The 14,931-nt window shown below is 66.8% G+C and carries 14 protein-coding genes; 3 read left to right on the top strand and 11 right to left on the bottom strand.

Annotated features, from left to right (window positions below):
• Positions 1–2: 2 nt before the first annotated feature.
• The 8 genes from AC5P78_RS10970 to AC5P78_RS10935 all read right to left on the bottom strand — a co-directional run bounded on the left by AC5P78_RS10970 (position 3) and on the right by AC5P78_RS10935 (position 7,499).
• Positions 3–1,076: an SAM-dependent methyltransferase gene (locus AC5P78_RS10970; protein WP_111151186.1), complete on the bottom strand. Its 1,074-nt coding sequence runs from the start codon at positions 1,074–1,076 to the stop codon at positions 3–5.
• Positions 1,073–1,858 carry a DUF1295 domain-containing protein gene (locus AC5P78_RS10965; RefSeq protein ID WP_414498226.1) on the bottom strand — a complete coding sequence of 262 codons (786 nt, stop codon included), beginning with the start codon at positions 1,856–1,858 and terminating at the stop codon, positions 1,073–1,075. The genes AC5P78_RS10970 and AC5P78_RS10965 overlap by 4 nt, the downstream gene beginning before the upstream one ends.
• Positions 1,855–2,400 (bottom strand): DUF2878 domain-containing protein, encoded by a 546-nt coding sequence (locus AC5P78_RS10960; protein WP_414498225.1) that lies wholly within the window; start codon positions 2,398–2,400, stop codon positions 1,855–1,857. The genes AC5P78_RS10965 and AC5P78_RS10960 overlap by 4 nt, the downstream gene beginning before the upstream one ends.
• Before the next feature lies 1 nt (position 2,401).
• Positions 2,402–3,661, bottom strand: coding sequence for an SAM-dependent methyltransferase (locus tag AC5P78_RS10955; protein ID WP_282253976.1), 1,260 nt, complete (start codon positions 3,659–3,661; stop codon positions 2,402–2,404).
• Entirely contained in the window at positions 3,658–4,425 is a 768-nt protein-coding gene (locus AC5P78_RS10950; RefSeq protein WP_049450233.1) for a DUF1365 domain-containing protein, read from the bottom strand. The genes AC5P78_RS10955 and AC5P78_RS10950 overlap by 4 nt, the downstream gene beginning before the upstream one ends.
• Complete coding sequence (locus AC5P78_RS10945; protein WP_414498224.1) at positions 4,422–5,699, bottom strand: NAD(P)/FAD-dependent oxidoreductase; 1,278 nt, start codon at positions 5,697–5,699, stop codon at positions 4,422–4,424. Before AC5P78_RS10945 ends, AC5P78_RS10950 begins: the two co-directional genes overlap by 4 nt.
• A gap of 1 nt (position 5,700) precedes the next feature.
• Positions 5,701–6,651, bottom strand: a complete 951-nt coding sequence (locus AC5P78_RS10940) for an acyl-CoA desaturase (RefSeq protein ID WP_043033535.1) — start codon at positions 6,649–6,651, stop codon at positions 5,701–5,703.
• An 80-nt stretch (positions 6,652–6,731) separates the two neighbouring features.
• The gene (locus AC5P78_RS10935) at positions 6,732–7,499 is read right to left on the bottom strand and encodes a hypothetical protein (protein ID WP_065183793.1); all 768 of its coding nucleotides are present in this window, start codon (positions 7,497–7,499) and stop codon (positions 6,732–6,734) included.
• 134 nt (positions 7,500–7,633) lie between these two features.
• On the opposite strand from AC5P78_RS10935, the gene AC5P78_RS10930 reads away from it, so the two are divergent.
• The 3 genes from AC5P78_RS10930 to AC5P78_RS10920 are packed head-to-tail and all read left to right on the top strand — an operon-like array spanning position 7,634 to position 9,632.
• Positions 7,634–8,257 (top strand): sigma-70 family RNA polymerase sigma factor, encoded by a 624-nt coding sequence (locus AC5P78_RS10930; RefSeq protein ID WP_005409629.1) that lies wholly within the window; start codon positions 7,634–7,636, stop codon positions 8,255–8,257.
• The gene (locus tag AC5P78_RS10925) at positions 8,254–8,928 is read left to right on the top strand and encodes a ChrR family anti-sigma-E factor (RefSeq protein ID WP_005413310.1); all 675 of its coding nucleotides are present in this window, start codon (positions 8,254–8,256) and stop codon (positions 8,926–8,928) included. Before AC5P78_RS10930 ends, AC5P78_RS10925 begins: the two co-directional genes overlap by 4 nt.
• A gap of 11 nt (positions 8,929–8,939) precedes the next feature.
• On the top strand, positions 8,940–9,632 hold the full coding sequence (locus AC5P78_RS10920; protein WP_099497880.1) for a Rossmann-fold NAD(P)-binding domain-containing protein: 693 nt from the start codon (positions 8,940–8,942) through the stop codon (positions 9,630–9,632).
• Positions 9,633–9,634: 2 nt separating this feature from the next.
• Here the strand turns inward: AC5P78_RS10920 and AC5P78_RS10915 are convergent, their stop codons facing one another.
• The 3 genes from AC5P78_RS10915 to AC5P78_RS10905 are packed head-to-tail and all read right to left on the bottom strand — an operon-like array spanning position 9,635 to position 14,731.
• Positions 9,635–12,034, bottom strand: coding sequence for a hybrid sensor histidine kinase/response regulator (locus AC5P78_RS10915; protein ID WP_138970003.1), 2,400 nt, complete (start codon positions 12,032–12,034; stop codon positions 9,635–9,637).
• Positions 12,027–12,497, bottom strand: coding sequence for a response regulator (locus AC5P78_RS10910; protein WP_005409633.1), 471 nt, complete (start codon positions 12,495–12,497; stop codon positions 12,027–12,029). The genes AC5P78_RS10915 and AC5P78_RS10910 overlap by 8 nt, the downstream gene beginning before the upstream one ends.
• Positions 12,494–14,731 carry an ATP-binding protein gene (locus AC5P78_RS10905; RefSeq protein ID WP_138970002.1) on the bottom strand — a complete coding sequence of 746 codons (2,238 nt, stop codon included), beginning with the start codon at positions 14,729–14,731 and terminating at the stop codon, positions 12,494–12,496. Before AC5P78_RS10905 ends, AC5P78_RS10910 begins: the two co-directional genes overlap by 4 nt.
• Between the last annotated feature and the right edge of the window lie 200 nt (positions 14,732–14,931).

Here is a 14,931-nt window from a genome sequence, read left to right as displayed (position 1 = left end):
CCTCAGCGGGGTCGGAACAGATAGTGGGCGACCAGCCACTGCTGGCCGTCGTCGTAGCCGAACAGTTCGGCACATGCCATCCAGAACATCCGCCAGCGCTGCCACCAGACCTTCGCTGCAGCCTGGCCGTAGGTGGCGATCAGCACCGGCATCACCTGCTCGCGGGCGGCATCCTGGTTGGCCAGCCAGTGGTCGGCCGTGCGCTGGTAGTGGGTGCCGTCCAGCAACCAGCGTTGGTCCAGGCGCAGGTCGCGCTGGAAATGCAGCAGCGTGTCGGCGGCCGGCATCAGGCCGCCGGTGAAGAAGTGGCGGCCCATCCAGTTGTCGCCGCCGTCTGTCTCGAACGGGTACATCAGTGTGCGATGGGCGAAGATGTGCACGAACAACGCGCCATCCGGTTTCAGCCACCGTGCGATGCCTGCCAGCAGGCGCTCGTAGTTGCGTACGTGCTCGAACATCTCCACCGAGACACAGCGGTCGAACCGGGCTGTCGGCAGATCAAGTTGGTTGACGTCACAGGTCAGCACCTCGACGTTGTCCAGGCCGCGCGCCTGGCACTGCGCCATGATGTGCTGGCGTTGGCTGTGCGAGTTGGAGACGGCGGTGATATGCGCCTGCGGGTAGCGTTCGGCCATCCACAGGGTCAGTGAGCCCCAGCCGCAGCCCAGCTCAAGAATCTGCTGGCCATCGGCCAGTCCGGCGCGCTGGCCGTACAGTTCCAGCATGGCGTCCTCCGCCTGGTCCAGCGTTTCGCGCCCGGTGGGGTAGTAGCAGCTGCTGTACTTCAGTCGCTTGCCCAGGCAGGCCTGGAAGAAGGCTGCCGGCACTTCATAGTGTTGGCGGTTGGCTGCGTCGGTATGCAACGCGAGCGGGCTGTCGGCCAGCTCGGCGATGCGCCGGCTGAAGCGTGCCGATTGGCCTTCGATGCCACCCTCGCTTTCCTCATGCAGGCGCTGCGCGCACAAGCGGCGGATGCCCGCACGCAGCGCCGCATCGGGGACCAGCCCGCGTTCGGCCCAGGCGATCAGCCCGGTTTCCGCATCTTCGGCTGGGTTCAGTGACGGGATCGCGCTCATGCGGCATGCTCCTTGGAAGAACGGGGAAACCAGGGAAAGAACATCGGTGTACTGCGCTGGTAGGCGCGATAGTCGTCGCCGCGGCTGCGCAGCGCCTGTTTCTCGGTGAATGGAATGCCGCTCAGATAGCGCAGGAACACGTACATCAGCAGCGGGCCGGCCCAGGCCAGCCACCACAGTGGCGAGCCGACCGCGAGCAGGACATAGGTGAACCAGTGCAGCCACTCGAAGAAGTAGTTGGGGTGGCGGGAATAGCGCCAGAGTCCGACGCGGCAGGTGCGGCCCCTGTTCGCCGGGTCGGCGCGGAAACGCGCCAGCTGGCGGTCGGCCAGGCTTTCGCCGCCGACGCTCAGCAGCCAGACCAGCGCTGCGGCCACCACCCACAGGGTCAGGTCGGCCCGAGGATTGGCAGCCACCGCCACGAAGGGCAGGGCGAACAGGACGATCAGCAGCGCCTGCGCCATGAAGAAGCCGAAGATCTTGCCCTGGTGGCCGTGCCAGTGTTGGCGCAGGTAGCGGTAGCGTCCGTCCTCTTCTTCGTGACGGACCCGGTGCCACAGGTGCAGGGCGAGTCGACTGCCCCACAGGCCGCCGAGCACGCCCAGCGCGATCCGCGGCATCACCGCACCGTCGCCGAGCAGCGCCAGCAACAGCGCCGAGGCGCCCACGCCCTTTGCCCAGAGCACATCAACCACGCCGATGTTGTGGTGGCGGCGCTGCCAGGCCCAGCCCCAGCTCATCACCAGTACGGCGTACAGCAGGACCCACATCAGATTGATCATGACGACGCTCCTGCGAAGGGCGACTTCGGGATGTGCATGCCGCGACGGGCGGTCCGGCACAGCAGGGAAAGCGCAATGCTCCAGCCCGCGCCCAGCACCAGCAGTCCTGGCCATACGGGATCTGCGAACCGCACTGCGTCGAAACCGCGTGCGGCAGACAGATAGGCCAGCGGTGCCAGCAGCAGGCCGAACAGGGCCGGCAGGGCCGGGTGGTGCTGCAGGAAGCGCATCGACGTGGTCAGCGTCATCGCGAACGCCGCCCACAACGCCATGATCCACGGCGGTGGCGCCCAACCCAGTGGGGCCGCCGCGTAGCGCACCGTGCCGCTGGCGGCGGCACTGGCGTCGACCAGCCATGCGCAGGCCAGTGCCAACATCAACAGCCGCAGATCCAGCCGGGGGCGCGGTGAGGTCAACAGCTGGCTGCCGATGTAGAGCGAAGCGGCCAGTAGCGCGGGCCACTGCCAGCCGCGGCCCGCGCCGACCACGGCACACAGCCAGACCAGCTGGTTGCCGAGCAGATTGGCCCAGAAGCGATGCATGTCAGTGGCTGCCGGTTGCAGCGAAAATGGGCCGGTGGTCCGGACGGGCCAGCAACAGATGCGAGACGCCGATCGAACGTTCCAGGAAGCCACCCTCGCAATAGGCCAGGTAGAATTCCCACAGTCGGCAGAAGCGCGCGTCAAAACCCTGCGCCTGCACTGCCGGCAGCTGGGCCAGGAAACGTTGGCGCCAGGCGCGAAGGGTCAATGCGTAGGAGTGGCCGAAATCCTGCTGGGCGATCAGCTGCAGGTCGCTGGAGCGCGTTTTGGCGGCCATGATCGCGTTGATCGATGGGATGAAGCTGCCCGGGAATACATAGCGCTTGATGTAATCGACGCTGCGCCGGGCCTGTTCGTAGCGGTGGTCCTCGATGGTGATGGCCTGCAGCAGGGCAACGCCATCAGGCTTGAGCAGGCGCTGCAGCGTGGCCATGTAGGTGTCCAGGTATTCGGCGCCGATCGCTTCGATCATCTCGATCGACACCAGCTTGTCGAACTGGCCCTGCAGGTCGCGGTAGTCCTGCATCAGCAGCGTGACCTGGTCCTGCAGGCCCGCCTCCCGTACGCGCCGGGCGGCCAGCGCATGCTGTTCCGCAGAGATGGTGGTGGTCGTGACATGGCAGCCGTAGTGCCGGGCGGCATGGACCGCGAAACCACCCCAGCCGGTGCCGATTTCCAGCACGCGGTCGCCGGGTTTGAGCTGCAGCTGCTGGCAGATGCGGTCCAGCTTGCGCCGCGAGGCCGATTCGAGTGGTTCGGACTCACTGGCGAACAACGCCGACGAGTACATCAGGTCCGGCGACAGGAACAGGGCAAAGAAATCGTTGCCCAGATCATAGTGCGCGGCGATGTTGCGGCGGCTGCCCTCACGGCTGTTGCGGCGCAGGCGGTTCCAGCCCCGCAGCAGCCAGCCACCCACGCGGGCCGGGCCACGCTCCATGCCGTCCAGCAGGTCGCGATTGCGTACCAGCAGCCGGATCAGTGCCACCAGATCATCACAGTGCCATTCGCCCTGGATGTAGCTTTCACCTGCGCCCACACTGCCTTGCGCTGCAACCTTGCGATAGAACCCCGGGTCATCGATGGTGACGGTGACATGCAGTTCGCCACAGGCATCGCCCAGCCAGACCTCGCCCAATGCGTCACGTACGCACAGGCGACCGTCGCGCATGGGGGCAAGCTGGGCCAGCAGGCGGCGGCGCAGGAACGCATCCAGGGCGCCGGGGCGCGGCAGGGCGACCAGAGGGGTCATCGAGTTCATCGTGGTTTCTCGGCAAGAGCAGGGTGGTCGTGCACGGGGTTGCGTTTCATCCACAGCCGAAGTGCATGCCAGTGGATGGCGGCCACCACCTGGGTGGTCATCAGCGGATAGCAGGCCAGCACCCGGGCCAGCCCACGGCCGTTCAAGGCATGTCGCTGCATGGCCTGGGTGGCATCAAACTGGCGCACCCCGTCGCGCCAGACCTGCATGTGTACGCGCAGGTCCTGGTCCGGGCGGTTGAAGCGCCAGTCGTAGCGGCAATCCATCGGCATGAACGGCGAGACATGGAAGCGCTTGTCGAACTGCCAGCGCAATGACGCCCCTTCGTGGAGGGCCGTGGCGACCGGCAGCACATAGGCGTGCCGTTCCTTCCAGGGGGTATTGGTGATCTCGGCCACGATGCAGTCCAGCGTGCTGCCGTCGGCCTGGTAGCAGTAGTAGAAGCTGACCGGGTTGAAGACATGCCCGGCGAAGCGGAGGTGGGTGAGCAGGCGCACCGGACCGGCTGGCCGGTAGCCAAGCGTGCCTGCAGCGTGGTCGCGCACCGCATCGGCCAGCGGCCGCGCGGGATCACCGAAGTAGTCGCTGCGGCGGAACTCGGCCAGGTTGCGGCGATTGACCGACCACAACCAGCGCCCGGCGAACACCGTGTCGAGTTCATCCAGGTCGAGCAGCAGCTGCGCGATGGGGTAACGGAATGCATGCGGATGCGGATGATGCCGGCGATGCATCACCTGCCCGATGTAGAGCGCGCTGGCACTCATGCCGCCACCTCATCCGAGGCGGATACGTTCCGATGTGGAGCGCAGGCCTGCAGGGCATCGACCACGTGGCGGGCACTGCGGATGCCATCCTCGTGGAATCCCCAGCCCCAATAGGCGCCTGCAAACCATGTGTGGCGGCGGCCCTGCAGTTCCGCCCAGCGCTGCTGTGCGCGCACTGCAGCGTGGTCGTGTACCGGGTGCGCGTAATGCAGGGTCCGCAGCACCTTGGCCGGATCGATTGCCTCGCTGCGGTTGAGGGTCACTACCAGGGGGATGTCGCCCGGCAGGCCCTGCAGCAGGTTCATGCAGTAGCTGACCGTGCAGGGCGCCGCGCGATCCCGTGGTACGTGCGCGTTCCAGGCCGCCCACGCCTTGCGGTTGCGCGGCAGCAACGACGCATCGGTATGCAGCACCGCTTCGTTGGACTGATAGCGGATGGCGCCGAGGACCTCACGCTCGACGGCATCTGCGTCGGCAAGCAACGCCAGTGCCTGGTCGCTGTGGCAGGCCAGGATCACTTCGTCGAAGGCCTCCACGCCGGCGCTGCTGTGCACGCGTGCACCCCAGGGCATGCGCTCGACCCTGCTGACCGGACATTGGAGCCGCTCATGCACGCGCCAGCGGCGACGCAGCGCATCCACGTAGCGCGTCGATCCCCCGCTGACCACCCGCCAGCTTGGCCGCCCGGTCATCTGCAGCATCTGGTGGTTGGCCATGAACTGGGCCAGGTAGCGCGCCGGGAACGCCTGCACGGTGGCCGTCGGCGAGGACCACAGCGCCGAGGCCATCGGCAGCAGGTGCTCGTCGATGAACGCCTCGCCATAGCGCTGGCTGCGCAGGTACTCGCCGAGCGTGGGACCGTCTTCTTCGGCCAGCAGCAACGGCGCGTCGCGATAGAACCGGCGCAGATCGGCCAGCATGCCCCAGAAGCGCGGCGATACCAGGTTGCGGCGCTGGCAGAACAGCCCATCCAGCGAGGTGGCGTTGTACTCCACGCCGCTGCGCTCGCTGTGCATGGAGAAACTCATCGTGGTCGGTTGCGAGGCCACGCCCAACTCGTCGAACAGCGCCGACAGCAAGGGATAGTGCTGGGGGTTGAAGACGATGAAACCGGTATCCACCGCCATGCCTCGGCCCGCCACCTGCACGTCGTGGGTATGGGTGTGGCCGCCGAGGTAATCGTTGGCCTCGAACAGCGTGACCTCGTGCTGGCCATCCAGCCACCAGGCACTGGCCAGCCCCGCGATACCCGAGCCGATGACCGCGATGCGCATCTCAGTACCTCGCCTTGGCCAGGACCCACTCGGGGATGGGCTTGAGCCCTTTGACCAGGCCCAGCGCCGCCATCGCGCGCAGTCCGTACCACGTCAGGTCCACCTCCCACCAGCGGAAGCCCTGGCGCACGGTGCCGGGGAAAAAGTGATGGTTGTTGTGCCAGCCCTCACCGAAGGTGAGCAGCGCCAGCCACAGGTTGTTGCGGCTGTCGTCGCGGGTCTCGAAGCGGCGGCGGCCGAAACGGTGGGCCAGCGAATTGATGGTGACGGTGGCATGGAACAGCACGATGGTGGAGATGAAGAAGCCCCACACCAGCAACTGCGGGCCCGTGGTGTGCAGGCCGGGCGCCCAGCGTTCCAGTGCTGCACCCAATGCATACAGTCCGACGGCCAGCAGCACGGGAATGGCGGTATCGAAACGGTCGAGCCAGCGCAGTTCGGGGAAGCGCGCCAGGTCAGGTACCCGCGACAGATCGGTCGCGAATGCCTCGCGGGTGAGGAACCAGCCCATGTGGCTGCGCCAGAAGCCGCCTTCGCGCGGCGAATGCGGGTCCAGTGGCTGGTCGGCATGCCGATGGTGGTGGCGATGATGGGCGGCCCACCACAGCGGGCCGCGCTGCACGCTGGACGCGCCGATGACTGCGAACACGAACTGCACCGGACGCGATGCCTGGAAGGTGCGGTGCGAGAAGTAGCGGTGATAGAACGCCGTGATGGCGAACATGCGCACGGCGTAGAGCGCCGTGGCCACGACGACCGCCGTCCATGACACGCCCACCCAGATCACCGCGATGCAGGCCAGGTGCATCAGTGCAAAGGGTACCGCGCGCACCCAGTCGATGCGTCCTGGCTGTTCGCCGGTGGTCTCTGTGGCGTTGCTGGTATCCACCCACCGCTGCAACGTACGCAGCAGGCGCCAGCGTCGACGGGGGAGGGGCGCTACAGAGGCCATGGCGGATCTCGGCGGGTGTCGTGTCTTCCTTTACGCAGCAGGGTGCGCAATGGATGCGCCACTTCGAACTGAATTTCGCTTCACCTGGGCGTCACGGCGCAACGCTCGGCCAGGGGCTGCGCCCACGCCTGTTGCCAGTCACCTGCCGGTCGCTCGGCAGCTGGCGAGCGGAAGCGCACCGTCACCTGCGGATAAGTGCCGCGCGCATCGCGCAGGTTGCTGGTGCCGCGGAACTCCAGCAGGCGACGGTCGGCCGTGGCGTAGACCAGGGCCAGGCGCGGCGCGATGCCGCCGTACCAGGTGTCCAGGCTGACCTCGATGGCCTGGGCGTCGATGCCCTGCCAGCGTACCGGGCCGATGCGCCGTACCTGCACCGGGAAGTAGCGCTGGCGTGCAGGCACCAGGAACGGCAGTGTGATGCGCTCGCCGCGCAGCAGCGCCGGCCAGTGCAGGCGTACTGCGGCATCAAACCCCGCATCGATCACCGCGTCCGGCGGCTGTTCAAGCCGGCGCCTGCGCAGCTCACTGGCGGCATCCTCCTTCCATGCAATCGACACCGAGTCGCCGGCGGCGTCGACCTCGGCGGTCTGGCCGCTGCGGCGGTCCTCCAGCGAATATCCCCGTGCCTGTGGGCGGGCGCTGGCGGGCAGATGCTTGCGGGCGAAGGGTTGGCCATCCGGGCACTGGTACAGCACCCAGCGCTCGGCGCCCTCCGTTGCCTCGCGTCGCCAGTGCACTTCACGGTAGAGGAGGTCGCCCTGCGCGGAGGTGGCCACGCCCTCGCTTCGCAACCAGGGTGCCGCCAGCGCGGCTTGGGGCAGGCACAGCAGCAGCCAGGCAGTGCGCATGGGTCTTCATCCGGAAGAGGAGGGCCCAGGTCATACGGCGGGGGCGGCCGGTTGGATGCGTCGTGCCGTCTGCATCCAATTGCTGCCCCTGCGCGTACAGAGGACAGACCTTCACCCGCCCGCCGCGAACCCGGATGTACCCTGACGCCGCCAGCACACTCCTCAACTTCGATAGCGCACGCACCGTGTCCAGTTCCCAGCAGCCGAGCAGCGAGCCGACGAACTGGGCCGGTGACATGGACGGCGTGGCGCGCCTGCGCGACCGCGACTGTTTCATGCGGATCTATGACTACTTCATGCCGCGGCTGTGCGTGTACCTGCGCGGCCTGGGTGCACCCGACGGCGTCGCCGAGGAACTGGCCCAGGAATGCCTGCTGCGCCTGTGGCTGCGGGCCGCCGACTACGACGCAGCCCAAGGCGCCCTCAGTACGTGGCTGTACCGGATTGCGCGAAACCTGCATATCGATCGCATCCGTCGCGAGCGCAGCTGGATGCAGGTGCAGGCAGCGGTGGAGGACGCTGCAACGCTGGATGTGATCGAGCGCAGCAGTGCCGAGCAGTTCGCCGACCAGGCGCGTCTGCGCCAGCGCATCAACGAACTGCCCGCAGTACAGGCGCGGCTGGTGCGGATGTCCTATTTCGAGGCCAAGAGCCACAGCGAGATCGCAGAGGCGCTGGGAATGCCGCTGGGAACGGTCAAATCGCACCTGCGCCGCGCCTTTCTGCAGCTTCAGGCCAAAGTGGGAGGTGCGCTGTGAACCCGCACCACCATCTGCACGAATCGACCCTGATGAGCTATGCCGCCGGCGCGCTGCCGGCGCCGTTGAGCATCGTCGCCGGTGCCCATCTGGAGCAGTGCCCCCATTGCCGACAGCGCCTGCGCGACGCCGAAGCGATCGGCTCGGTGCTGCTGGAGCAGACCCAGCCACCTGCAGCGGAGACGCGACGCGAACAACTGCGCGAGGCGATGCTGATGCAGCTGGCCACGGAAGCGCCGGTGCCCATGGCTGGGGTCGCACGCCCCGTGCCGAAGGAGCGCCCTGAGGCCAATCCGGACCATCTGCCTGCATCGCTGCATCCGTACTTCGGCGCCTCGCTCAGCGACCTGCGCTGGCGCTGGATGGCGCCGGGCGTGCACTGCATCCGTGCAGAGCAGATGCCTTCGCTGATCATGCTGAAGATCGCCCCGGGCAAATGCCTGCCCATGCACAGCCATGGCCGCAGCGAACTGACCCAGATCCTGCGGGGTTCGTACAACGATGCGCTGGGGCTGTTCGCACCGGGTGACGTGGCAGATCTGGACGAAGACGTGGAACATCAACCGGTGACCGCGCCCGGTGTCCCCTGCATCTGCGTGTCAGCGCTGGATGCGCCGCTGGTGTTCAGTGGCTGGCTGGCGCGGAAGATCCAGCGTTTCGTGAAACTCTAGCGGGGATGACGATGGCCGGGACGGGCGCATTACGGATTCTGTTGACCGGTGCCGCAGGCCTGGTCGGGCAGGGTGTGGCGCTGGCCTGCCAACGCTCACCGCAGGTGTCCGGCCTGACAGCGCTGGTCCGCCATCCAGGAAGTCTGAGCGGCGCCGGCAGCGAACTGATCGTTCCGGACTTCCTGCGTATCCAGGACCGGTCGGATGAACTGGCCGGGTTCGATGCCTGCTTCTACTGTGCCGGGGCGCCACCGGTCGGCACGGCAGAGGCCGAGTACCGACGCGTGACCCTGGACACCACTCTGGCGGTGGCCCGTGCCTGGGCGGCTGCGAATCCCGAAGGGTGCTTTCTGTATGTATCCGGTGCCGGCGCGGACCCTCGGAGCCGGCTGATGCCGTTGAGGATCAAGGGCGAGACCGAGGTCGCATTGCAGGGCCTGCCGGTGCGCACCGTGATGCTGCGCCCGGGCGGTGTCAGGCCGGTCCCGGGCACCGGCACCCGTCATGCCCTGTTGAAGCCCCTGTACTGGGGCGGTGCGCCGTTGATGAAGCTGGCCAGCGCGATTGCGCCATCGCTGATGACCAGCAATCTGGCTCTCGGTCAGGCGATGATTGCACTGGCCGGCAGGGAGCATCCGCCGGCCACGGTGGAGTGCGCGGACATCAACCGGATCGCCGCTGGCCTAGGCGATCCGGCCTCCTGAGCTCAGTGCGGCGCGGCCTCCAGCGCAGTGCGTACCGCCAGCGCCAGGTCACTTCGCGTAAACGGCTTCGGCAGCAGGGCAACCGCGCGTCCCTGGCTGCCCGCCTGATCGTGGTCACGTGGATAGCCCGACGTGAACAGGACGGCGACTTCCGGCCAGCGTTCGCGGACTTGACGGACCAGCTCCCAGCCCAACATGCCGGGCATCACCACGTCCGAGAACAGCAGGTCCACCCTGGTGTCGGGGCGCTCCAGCAACCGTAGCGCGGAGGGGCCATCGTGGGCTTCCAGCACGCGGTAGCCGAGCAGCCGCAGCGAATCCACCGTGTAGGCGCGGACATCGTCGTTGTCCTCGGTCACCAGAATGGTTTCCTCGCGCGGCGAGTAGCCGGCCAGGCCAGTCTGCGGGATGCGTGTTTCGCGGGGCAGGGCCAGCGGCGAGCGCGGAAACATCATGGTAATGCTCGTGCCGCCGCCTTCCACCGAATCGATCAACACGTGGCCGCCGGACTGCTTGACGAACCCATGCACCATCGACAGTCCCAGCCCGGTGCCGCGGCCGACCTGCTTGGTGGTGAAGAACGGTTCGAACACGCGGGCCAGGGTGGCCGCGTCCATGCCATGGCCGTTGTCGCGCACCCGCAACATCACGTACTGGCCTGGTGTTGCATCCGGGAACAGGGCGGCGTAGTCGTGGTCGAGGTGGCTGTTGTCGACCTCGATCACCAACCGCCCGCCGTGCGGCATCGCATCGCGGGCATTCACCGCCAGGTTCAGTACGGAGGCCTCCAGCTGGCTGATGTCGATCTCCACGCACCAGATGTCCTCGGCGCTGCGGATCTCCAGCTGCACCAGCTCACCCAGTGCACGCTGCAGCATGTCGTGCATGTCCAGCAGGCGCTCGTGGAGGTTGGCGGCCTGGCTGTGCAGCGGCTGGCGTCGGGCAAACGCCAGCAGGCGCTGGGTCAGGCTGGCGGCACGCCCGACACCCTTCAGCGCGTTGTCCAGCGCCCGGCTGACCATCGCCCCGGCTTCCCCCGCGCGCTCATTCAGCAGCATGGCGTGCTCGACGTTGCCGGAGATGACCGTCAGGATGTTGTTGAAATCATGCGCGATGCCGCCGGTGAGCTGGCCGACCGCCTCGATCTTCTGTGATTGGCGCAGTGCATGTTCGGCCTGGAGGCGCGCCGTGGTTTCCACGGCCTCGGAGACCACGGCGGTGACCACGCCTTCGGCATCGAGCAGCGGGCGGAACGAAAAATCGAAGCTGCGCGGCCCGGTCGGGAGTTCCAGCTCCAATGAATGCAGCGAACTCCGGCCCTGCACGGCTGCAGCGACGGCCCGATCGATCAGCGCGCCGATGCCATCGGTTGTGGCGAACCAGAGCGATTCACCGAAGCGTTGGCCAAGCACGTCCTTCTTTTCCGCCAGCACTGCGGCCAGTGACGCGTCATTGGCATCCACCACGCGCCCGGACAGATCCAGCAGCATCTGATGCTGGAAGCTGGATTCGAAGATCGCCTGCAGGCGCCGTTTGCTGGCGCGCAACTCGGCCGTGCGCGCCTGCACCTGCTGCTCGAGCAGCTGGTTGTCCTCGCGCAGGGCCAGCTCGGCCTGTTTCAGCTGCGAGACGTCGCTACCCAGGCAGATGTAGCCGGCCACGCTGCCGTCGGCCGCATGCTCAGGCACGCAGTCCATCTGCACGAATCGTGATTGCCCGCTGCGGTGCACCAGTTCGACCTGGAAGCTGGTGCGCTCGCCCTGCAGTACCCGTTCCAGGCTCGGCAGGGCGTGTTCGAAGGCGGAAATGCCGCTGACCTCGCGCGCTGTCCGGCCCAGCAGCTCGGCCAGGCTGAATCCATGCCAGTCCAGGAACGCCTTGTTGGCGAACCGGTAGCGATGCGCGTTGTCGAGCTGGGCGATCAGCGCGGGTACGGCATCCGTCACCTGCTGCAGCTGCGCCTGGCTCTCATTCAGCGCAGCCTGCGCATGAAGCAGCTGGTTGCGCTCATGGGCTTCCTGGCGGGCGCGGCGAATCGCATCCGGCAGGCGCTGCAGGCGCTGCTTGACTACATAGTCGCGCGCGCCACGGGTCAGCGCCTGCACCGCCAGCTCTTCGGTCAGCGTGCCGGAGACGAAGATGAAAGGGGTCTGCGGAGTCCGCTCGCGTGCCAGTGCGAGGGCCGCATCGCCATCGAATCCGGGCAGCACGTGGTCGGCGAGGATCACGTCGAACGCACGGCTGTCGATGGCCTCGATGAACGCGTTGCGGGTCCACAGGCGCTCGGCCTCGAATTCCAGGCCGGCACGCCGCAGCTGTGCGGTGATCAGCTCCGCATCAAGCGCGCTGTCCTCCAGCATGAGGATGCGCAGGCGCTCGCTGCGGCGCGATCCATCACGCATTGTTGTGCTGCCCCGAGCCATTGGGCCGATGCGGTGGTGGCTGGTTGGTGATGCCCCAGAACATGCCCAGCCCCTGGATGGCGTCGAAGAATTCCTTGAAGTCGACCGGCTTGACCACGAAGGCATTCACGCCCAGTTCGTAACTGCGCACGAGATCCTGTTCTTCGCGCGAGGAGGTCAACATCACCACCGGCGTGCTGCTCAGCTGCGGGTCGCCACGCACCTGTTCCAGCACCTCCAGGCCATTGACCTTGGGCAGCTTCAGGTCCAGCAGCACCACCACCGGGCCGCCGTGCATGGCGCCGGCGAACTTGCCTTCGCAGCGCAGGTAATCCAGCGCTTCGGCGCCGTCACGTACATGGATGACATCGTTCAACAGCTGGCAGCGCGCAAGCGCGGCCATCGTCAGCTCTGCATCCTTGGGGCTGTCCTCTACCAGGAGGATCGGCCGCAGGTCCCTCATGGGTGTTCTCCTGTGAAGCGGGGTAGGGTGAAATGGATCGTGGCGCCCTTGCCGGGCTCGCCCTCGGCCCAGGTACGGCCGCCATGGCGGCCGATGATGCGGCGGACATTGGCCAGGCCGATGCCGGTGCCTTCGAACTCTTCGACGTGGTGCAGGCGCTGGAACACGCCGAACAGCTTGTCCACGTAGCGCATGTCGAAGCCGCAGCCGTTGTCGCGCACGAAGAAGTGGTCTTCGTCGTCGTTTCGCTCGTGACCAACCTCGATCACCGCGTGTTCGCGCTCGCGGGTGAACTTGATCGCGTTGGCCAGCAGGTTCTGCCATACCAGGCGCAGCATTGTGGGATCGGCCTCGACCTCCGGCAGCGGTGCGAGCGTCCACTGCACGTCGCGGCCGGCGTAGTCCAGGGCCAGGCTCCGGCGCACATCCTCGGCCAGCGCGCTCATGTCCAGCCGCACACGCCCCAGCGTGGAGCGCCCCATCTGCGAGAAGCTGAGCAGGTCATCCACCAGTGTTCCGGCGGACTTGGCCGATTCCACGATCGTGTCCAGGAATCGGCGCTCGGTATCGTTCAGGCGCTCGCCCGCCGAGCTGCCCAGCAGCTCGGAATAGCCGACAATGTGACGGAACGGAGCGCGCAGGTCGTGGCTGACCGAATAGGAGAAGGCTTCCAGTTCCTTGTTGCTGCGGAGCAGCTGCTCGTTCAGTTCGGCCATTTCCTCGGCCTTGCGCAACACGATATCGACGATGGCCGTGCGCATTTCGTGTGCCGCTTCGCAGTCAGCGTCGCTCCACGGCAGGCTGCGCTGCTGCACGGTCTCCTTCCAGGCCTCGAACGAGTTGCGCGGGGACAGCGCAACGCCCGGTGCGGCTTCCTTGCGGGGATCGCCACCCCAGCGCACGGTACGCACCACTTCCGGCCGGAACCACATCAAATAACTGTCATGCAACTGCGAAATGGACACCGCCAGCAGGCCGCTGGCCACATCGGCCAGGTGCGCGGCAGGCGACCAGTCGGCTGCCAGGTGATCGGTGCAGTAGGTTTCCTGACCGGCCTGCTGCGCGGCCAACCAGTTCGCCAGGGCCAGCACGTCGCTGGCGGAAGGGCACTGGCCAACACGCAGGCAATCGCCTTTGTGAACGATCGCCGCGCCGGCCGCGCCGGTCAGCGACAGCAGGCTGGCCTCGTCCTGGCGCAGGGCCGCCATGAAGTCCTCGTCGCCAGCCATGCGACCCAGCAGCTTGACCAGTATCGAGCGCCGCGCGACGCGCTCTTCGACCGCACGCGCCCGCTCCTTCAACGCGATCTGCAGCGACAGGATCTGGCCCATGAGCTCGCAGGCGGTACGCACGTGGTAGGGCAGGCGCCGTGGCTGCACGGTGTGGCAAGACACCAGCCCCCACAAGCGGCCTTCATGCACCAGCGATACCGACATCGATGCGCCGGTCCCCATGTTGCGCATGTACTGCAGGTGGACCGGCGAGACGCTGCGCAGCACGGCCAGGCTCAGGTCGGTGGCTGGTGCGTCGCGATGGTCGTCGGCCCGCATCAACGGCGCGGGGGTGTAGTTGTTGTCCGCGATCAGGCGCACCCGGTTGCGGCGGTAGAGTTCGCGGGCCTGCGCAGGAATGTCCGATTCGGGGAAGCGCAGGTCAAGGTAGGACGGCAACAGGCCGTTGCCATCCTCGGCCACCACGATGCCATTCCAGCCGGCATCGAACTGATAGACCAGGGTGCGGTCAAAGCCGGTCAGCCGGCGCATGTGCGCGGCAGCCAGCTGGCAGAGGTCTTCCACGGTGCTGGCCGACTCGATGCCGGCCATCAGCTCGCGGATGGCCGGATACAGCTCTTCCAGCGAGCCGGGCTGGCCCGGAACCGGTGCTTCCAGCTCGACCAGCAGATCGGTGGCGGAACGGTGCACCAGCAGCTGATGCCGGCCGTGGCCGTCCAGATGCACGGCACCGACATGGGCACTGCTGCCGATCACGGCCTGCTGGAACAAGCCCTGGAACGGCGCCAGCACGCCGCCGAACACCTCACTGACGTGCCGCATCAACGGTTCGCCGAACTGCTGCAGCAGCCCGGGCTGGCTGATGGCGCGTTCGCGCACCTGCAGGGACTGCGGTTCAACGACCAGAAGCACACCATAGGGCTGGATCGCGCCGGGGGTGTGGATCGGTTCGCGCGCGCAACTGGACAAGGCAGTGTCGTGCGCGGACTCAGCAGAAGGCATCAAGGGCGGGACTCATCATTCGTGGATGGCTGGAAGGCCCAGTGGTACATCCGGTACCCATCAATGGTGAAGCAAAATCGTGCATTCGCCTACCAGTGTATGCGTATGAAGCGTGCTTCTGTCCAAGCTGAATTCTTCATGTAGGGACGAGGTCGAGCACTTGAGGTTTTCGCGAAGAATACATCTCCGCTGCACATCAG

The organism is Stenotrophomonas sp. YJH_SMC_133 (genome assembly GCF_059370655.1).
The sequence above is the reverse complement of the archived record's forward strand: the minus strand, read 5'-3'. Positions and strand labels throughout refer to the sequence as shown.

Excerpts from the sequence above, each read along its gene's own strand:
- AC5P78_RS10945 (WP_414498224.1), bottom strand. The coding sequence starts at position 5,699 with ATGCGCATCGCGGTCATCGGCTCGGGTATCGCGGGGCTGGCCAGTGCC.
- AC5P78_RS10915 (WP_138970003.1), bottom strand. The coding sequence starts at position 12,034 with ATGCGTGATGGATCGCGCCGCAGCGAGCGCCTGCGCATCCTCATGCTG.
- AC5P78_RS10940 (WP_043033535.1), bottom strand. The coding sequence starts at position 6,651 with ATGGCCTCTGTAGCGCCCCTCCCCCGTCGACGCTGGCGCCTGCTGCGT.
- AC5P78_RS10970 (WP_111151186.1), bottom strand. The coding sequence starts at position 1,076 with ATGAGCGCGATCCCGTCACTGAACCCAGCCGAAGATGCGGAAACCGGG.
- AC5P78_RS10935 (WP_065183793.1), bottom strand. The coding sequence starts at position 7,499 with ATGCGCACTGCCTGGCTGCTGCTGTGCCTGCCCCAAGCCGCGCTGGCG.
- AC5P78_RS10920 (WP_099497880.1), top strand. The coding sequence starts at position 8,940 with ATGGCCGGGACGGGCGCATTACGGATTCTGTTGACCGGTGCCGCAGGC.
- AC5P78_RS10960 (WP_414498225.1), bottom strand. The coding sequence starts at position 2,400 with ATGCATCGCTTCTGGGCCAATCTGCTCGGCAACCAGCTGGTCTGGCTG.
- AC5P78_RS10930 (WP_005409629.1), top strand. The coding sequence starts at position 7,634 with ATGTACCCTGACGCCGCCAGCACACTCCTCAACTTCGATAGCGCACGC.
- AC5P78_RS10965 (WP_414498226.1), bottom strand. The coding sequence starts at position 1,858 with ATGATCAATCTGATGTGGGTCCTGCTGTACGCCGTACTGGTGATGAGC.
- AC5P78_RS10905 (WP_138970002.1), bottom strand. The coding sequence starts at position 14,731 with ATGCCTTCTGCTGAGTCCGCGCACGACACTGCCTTGTCCAGTTGCGCG.
- AC5P78_RS10910 (WP_005409633.1), bottom strand. The coding sequence starts at position 12,497 with ATGAGGGACCTGCGGCCGATCCTCCTGGTAGAGGACAGCCCCAAGGAT.
- AC5P78_RS10955 (WP_282253976.1), bottom strand. The coding sequence starts at position 3,661 with ATGAACTCGATGACCCCTCTGGTCGCCCTGCCGCGCCCCGGCGCCCTG.
- AC5P78_RS10950 (WP_049450233.1), bottom strand. The coding sequence starts at position 4,425 with ATGAGTGCCAGCGCGCTCTACATCGGGCAGGTGATGCATCGCCGGCAT.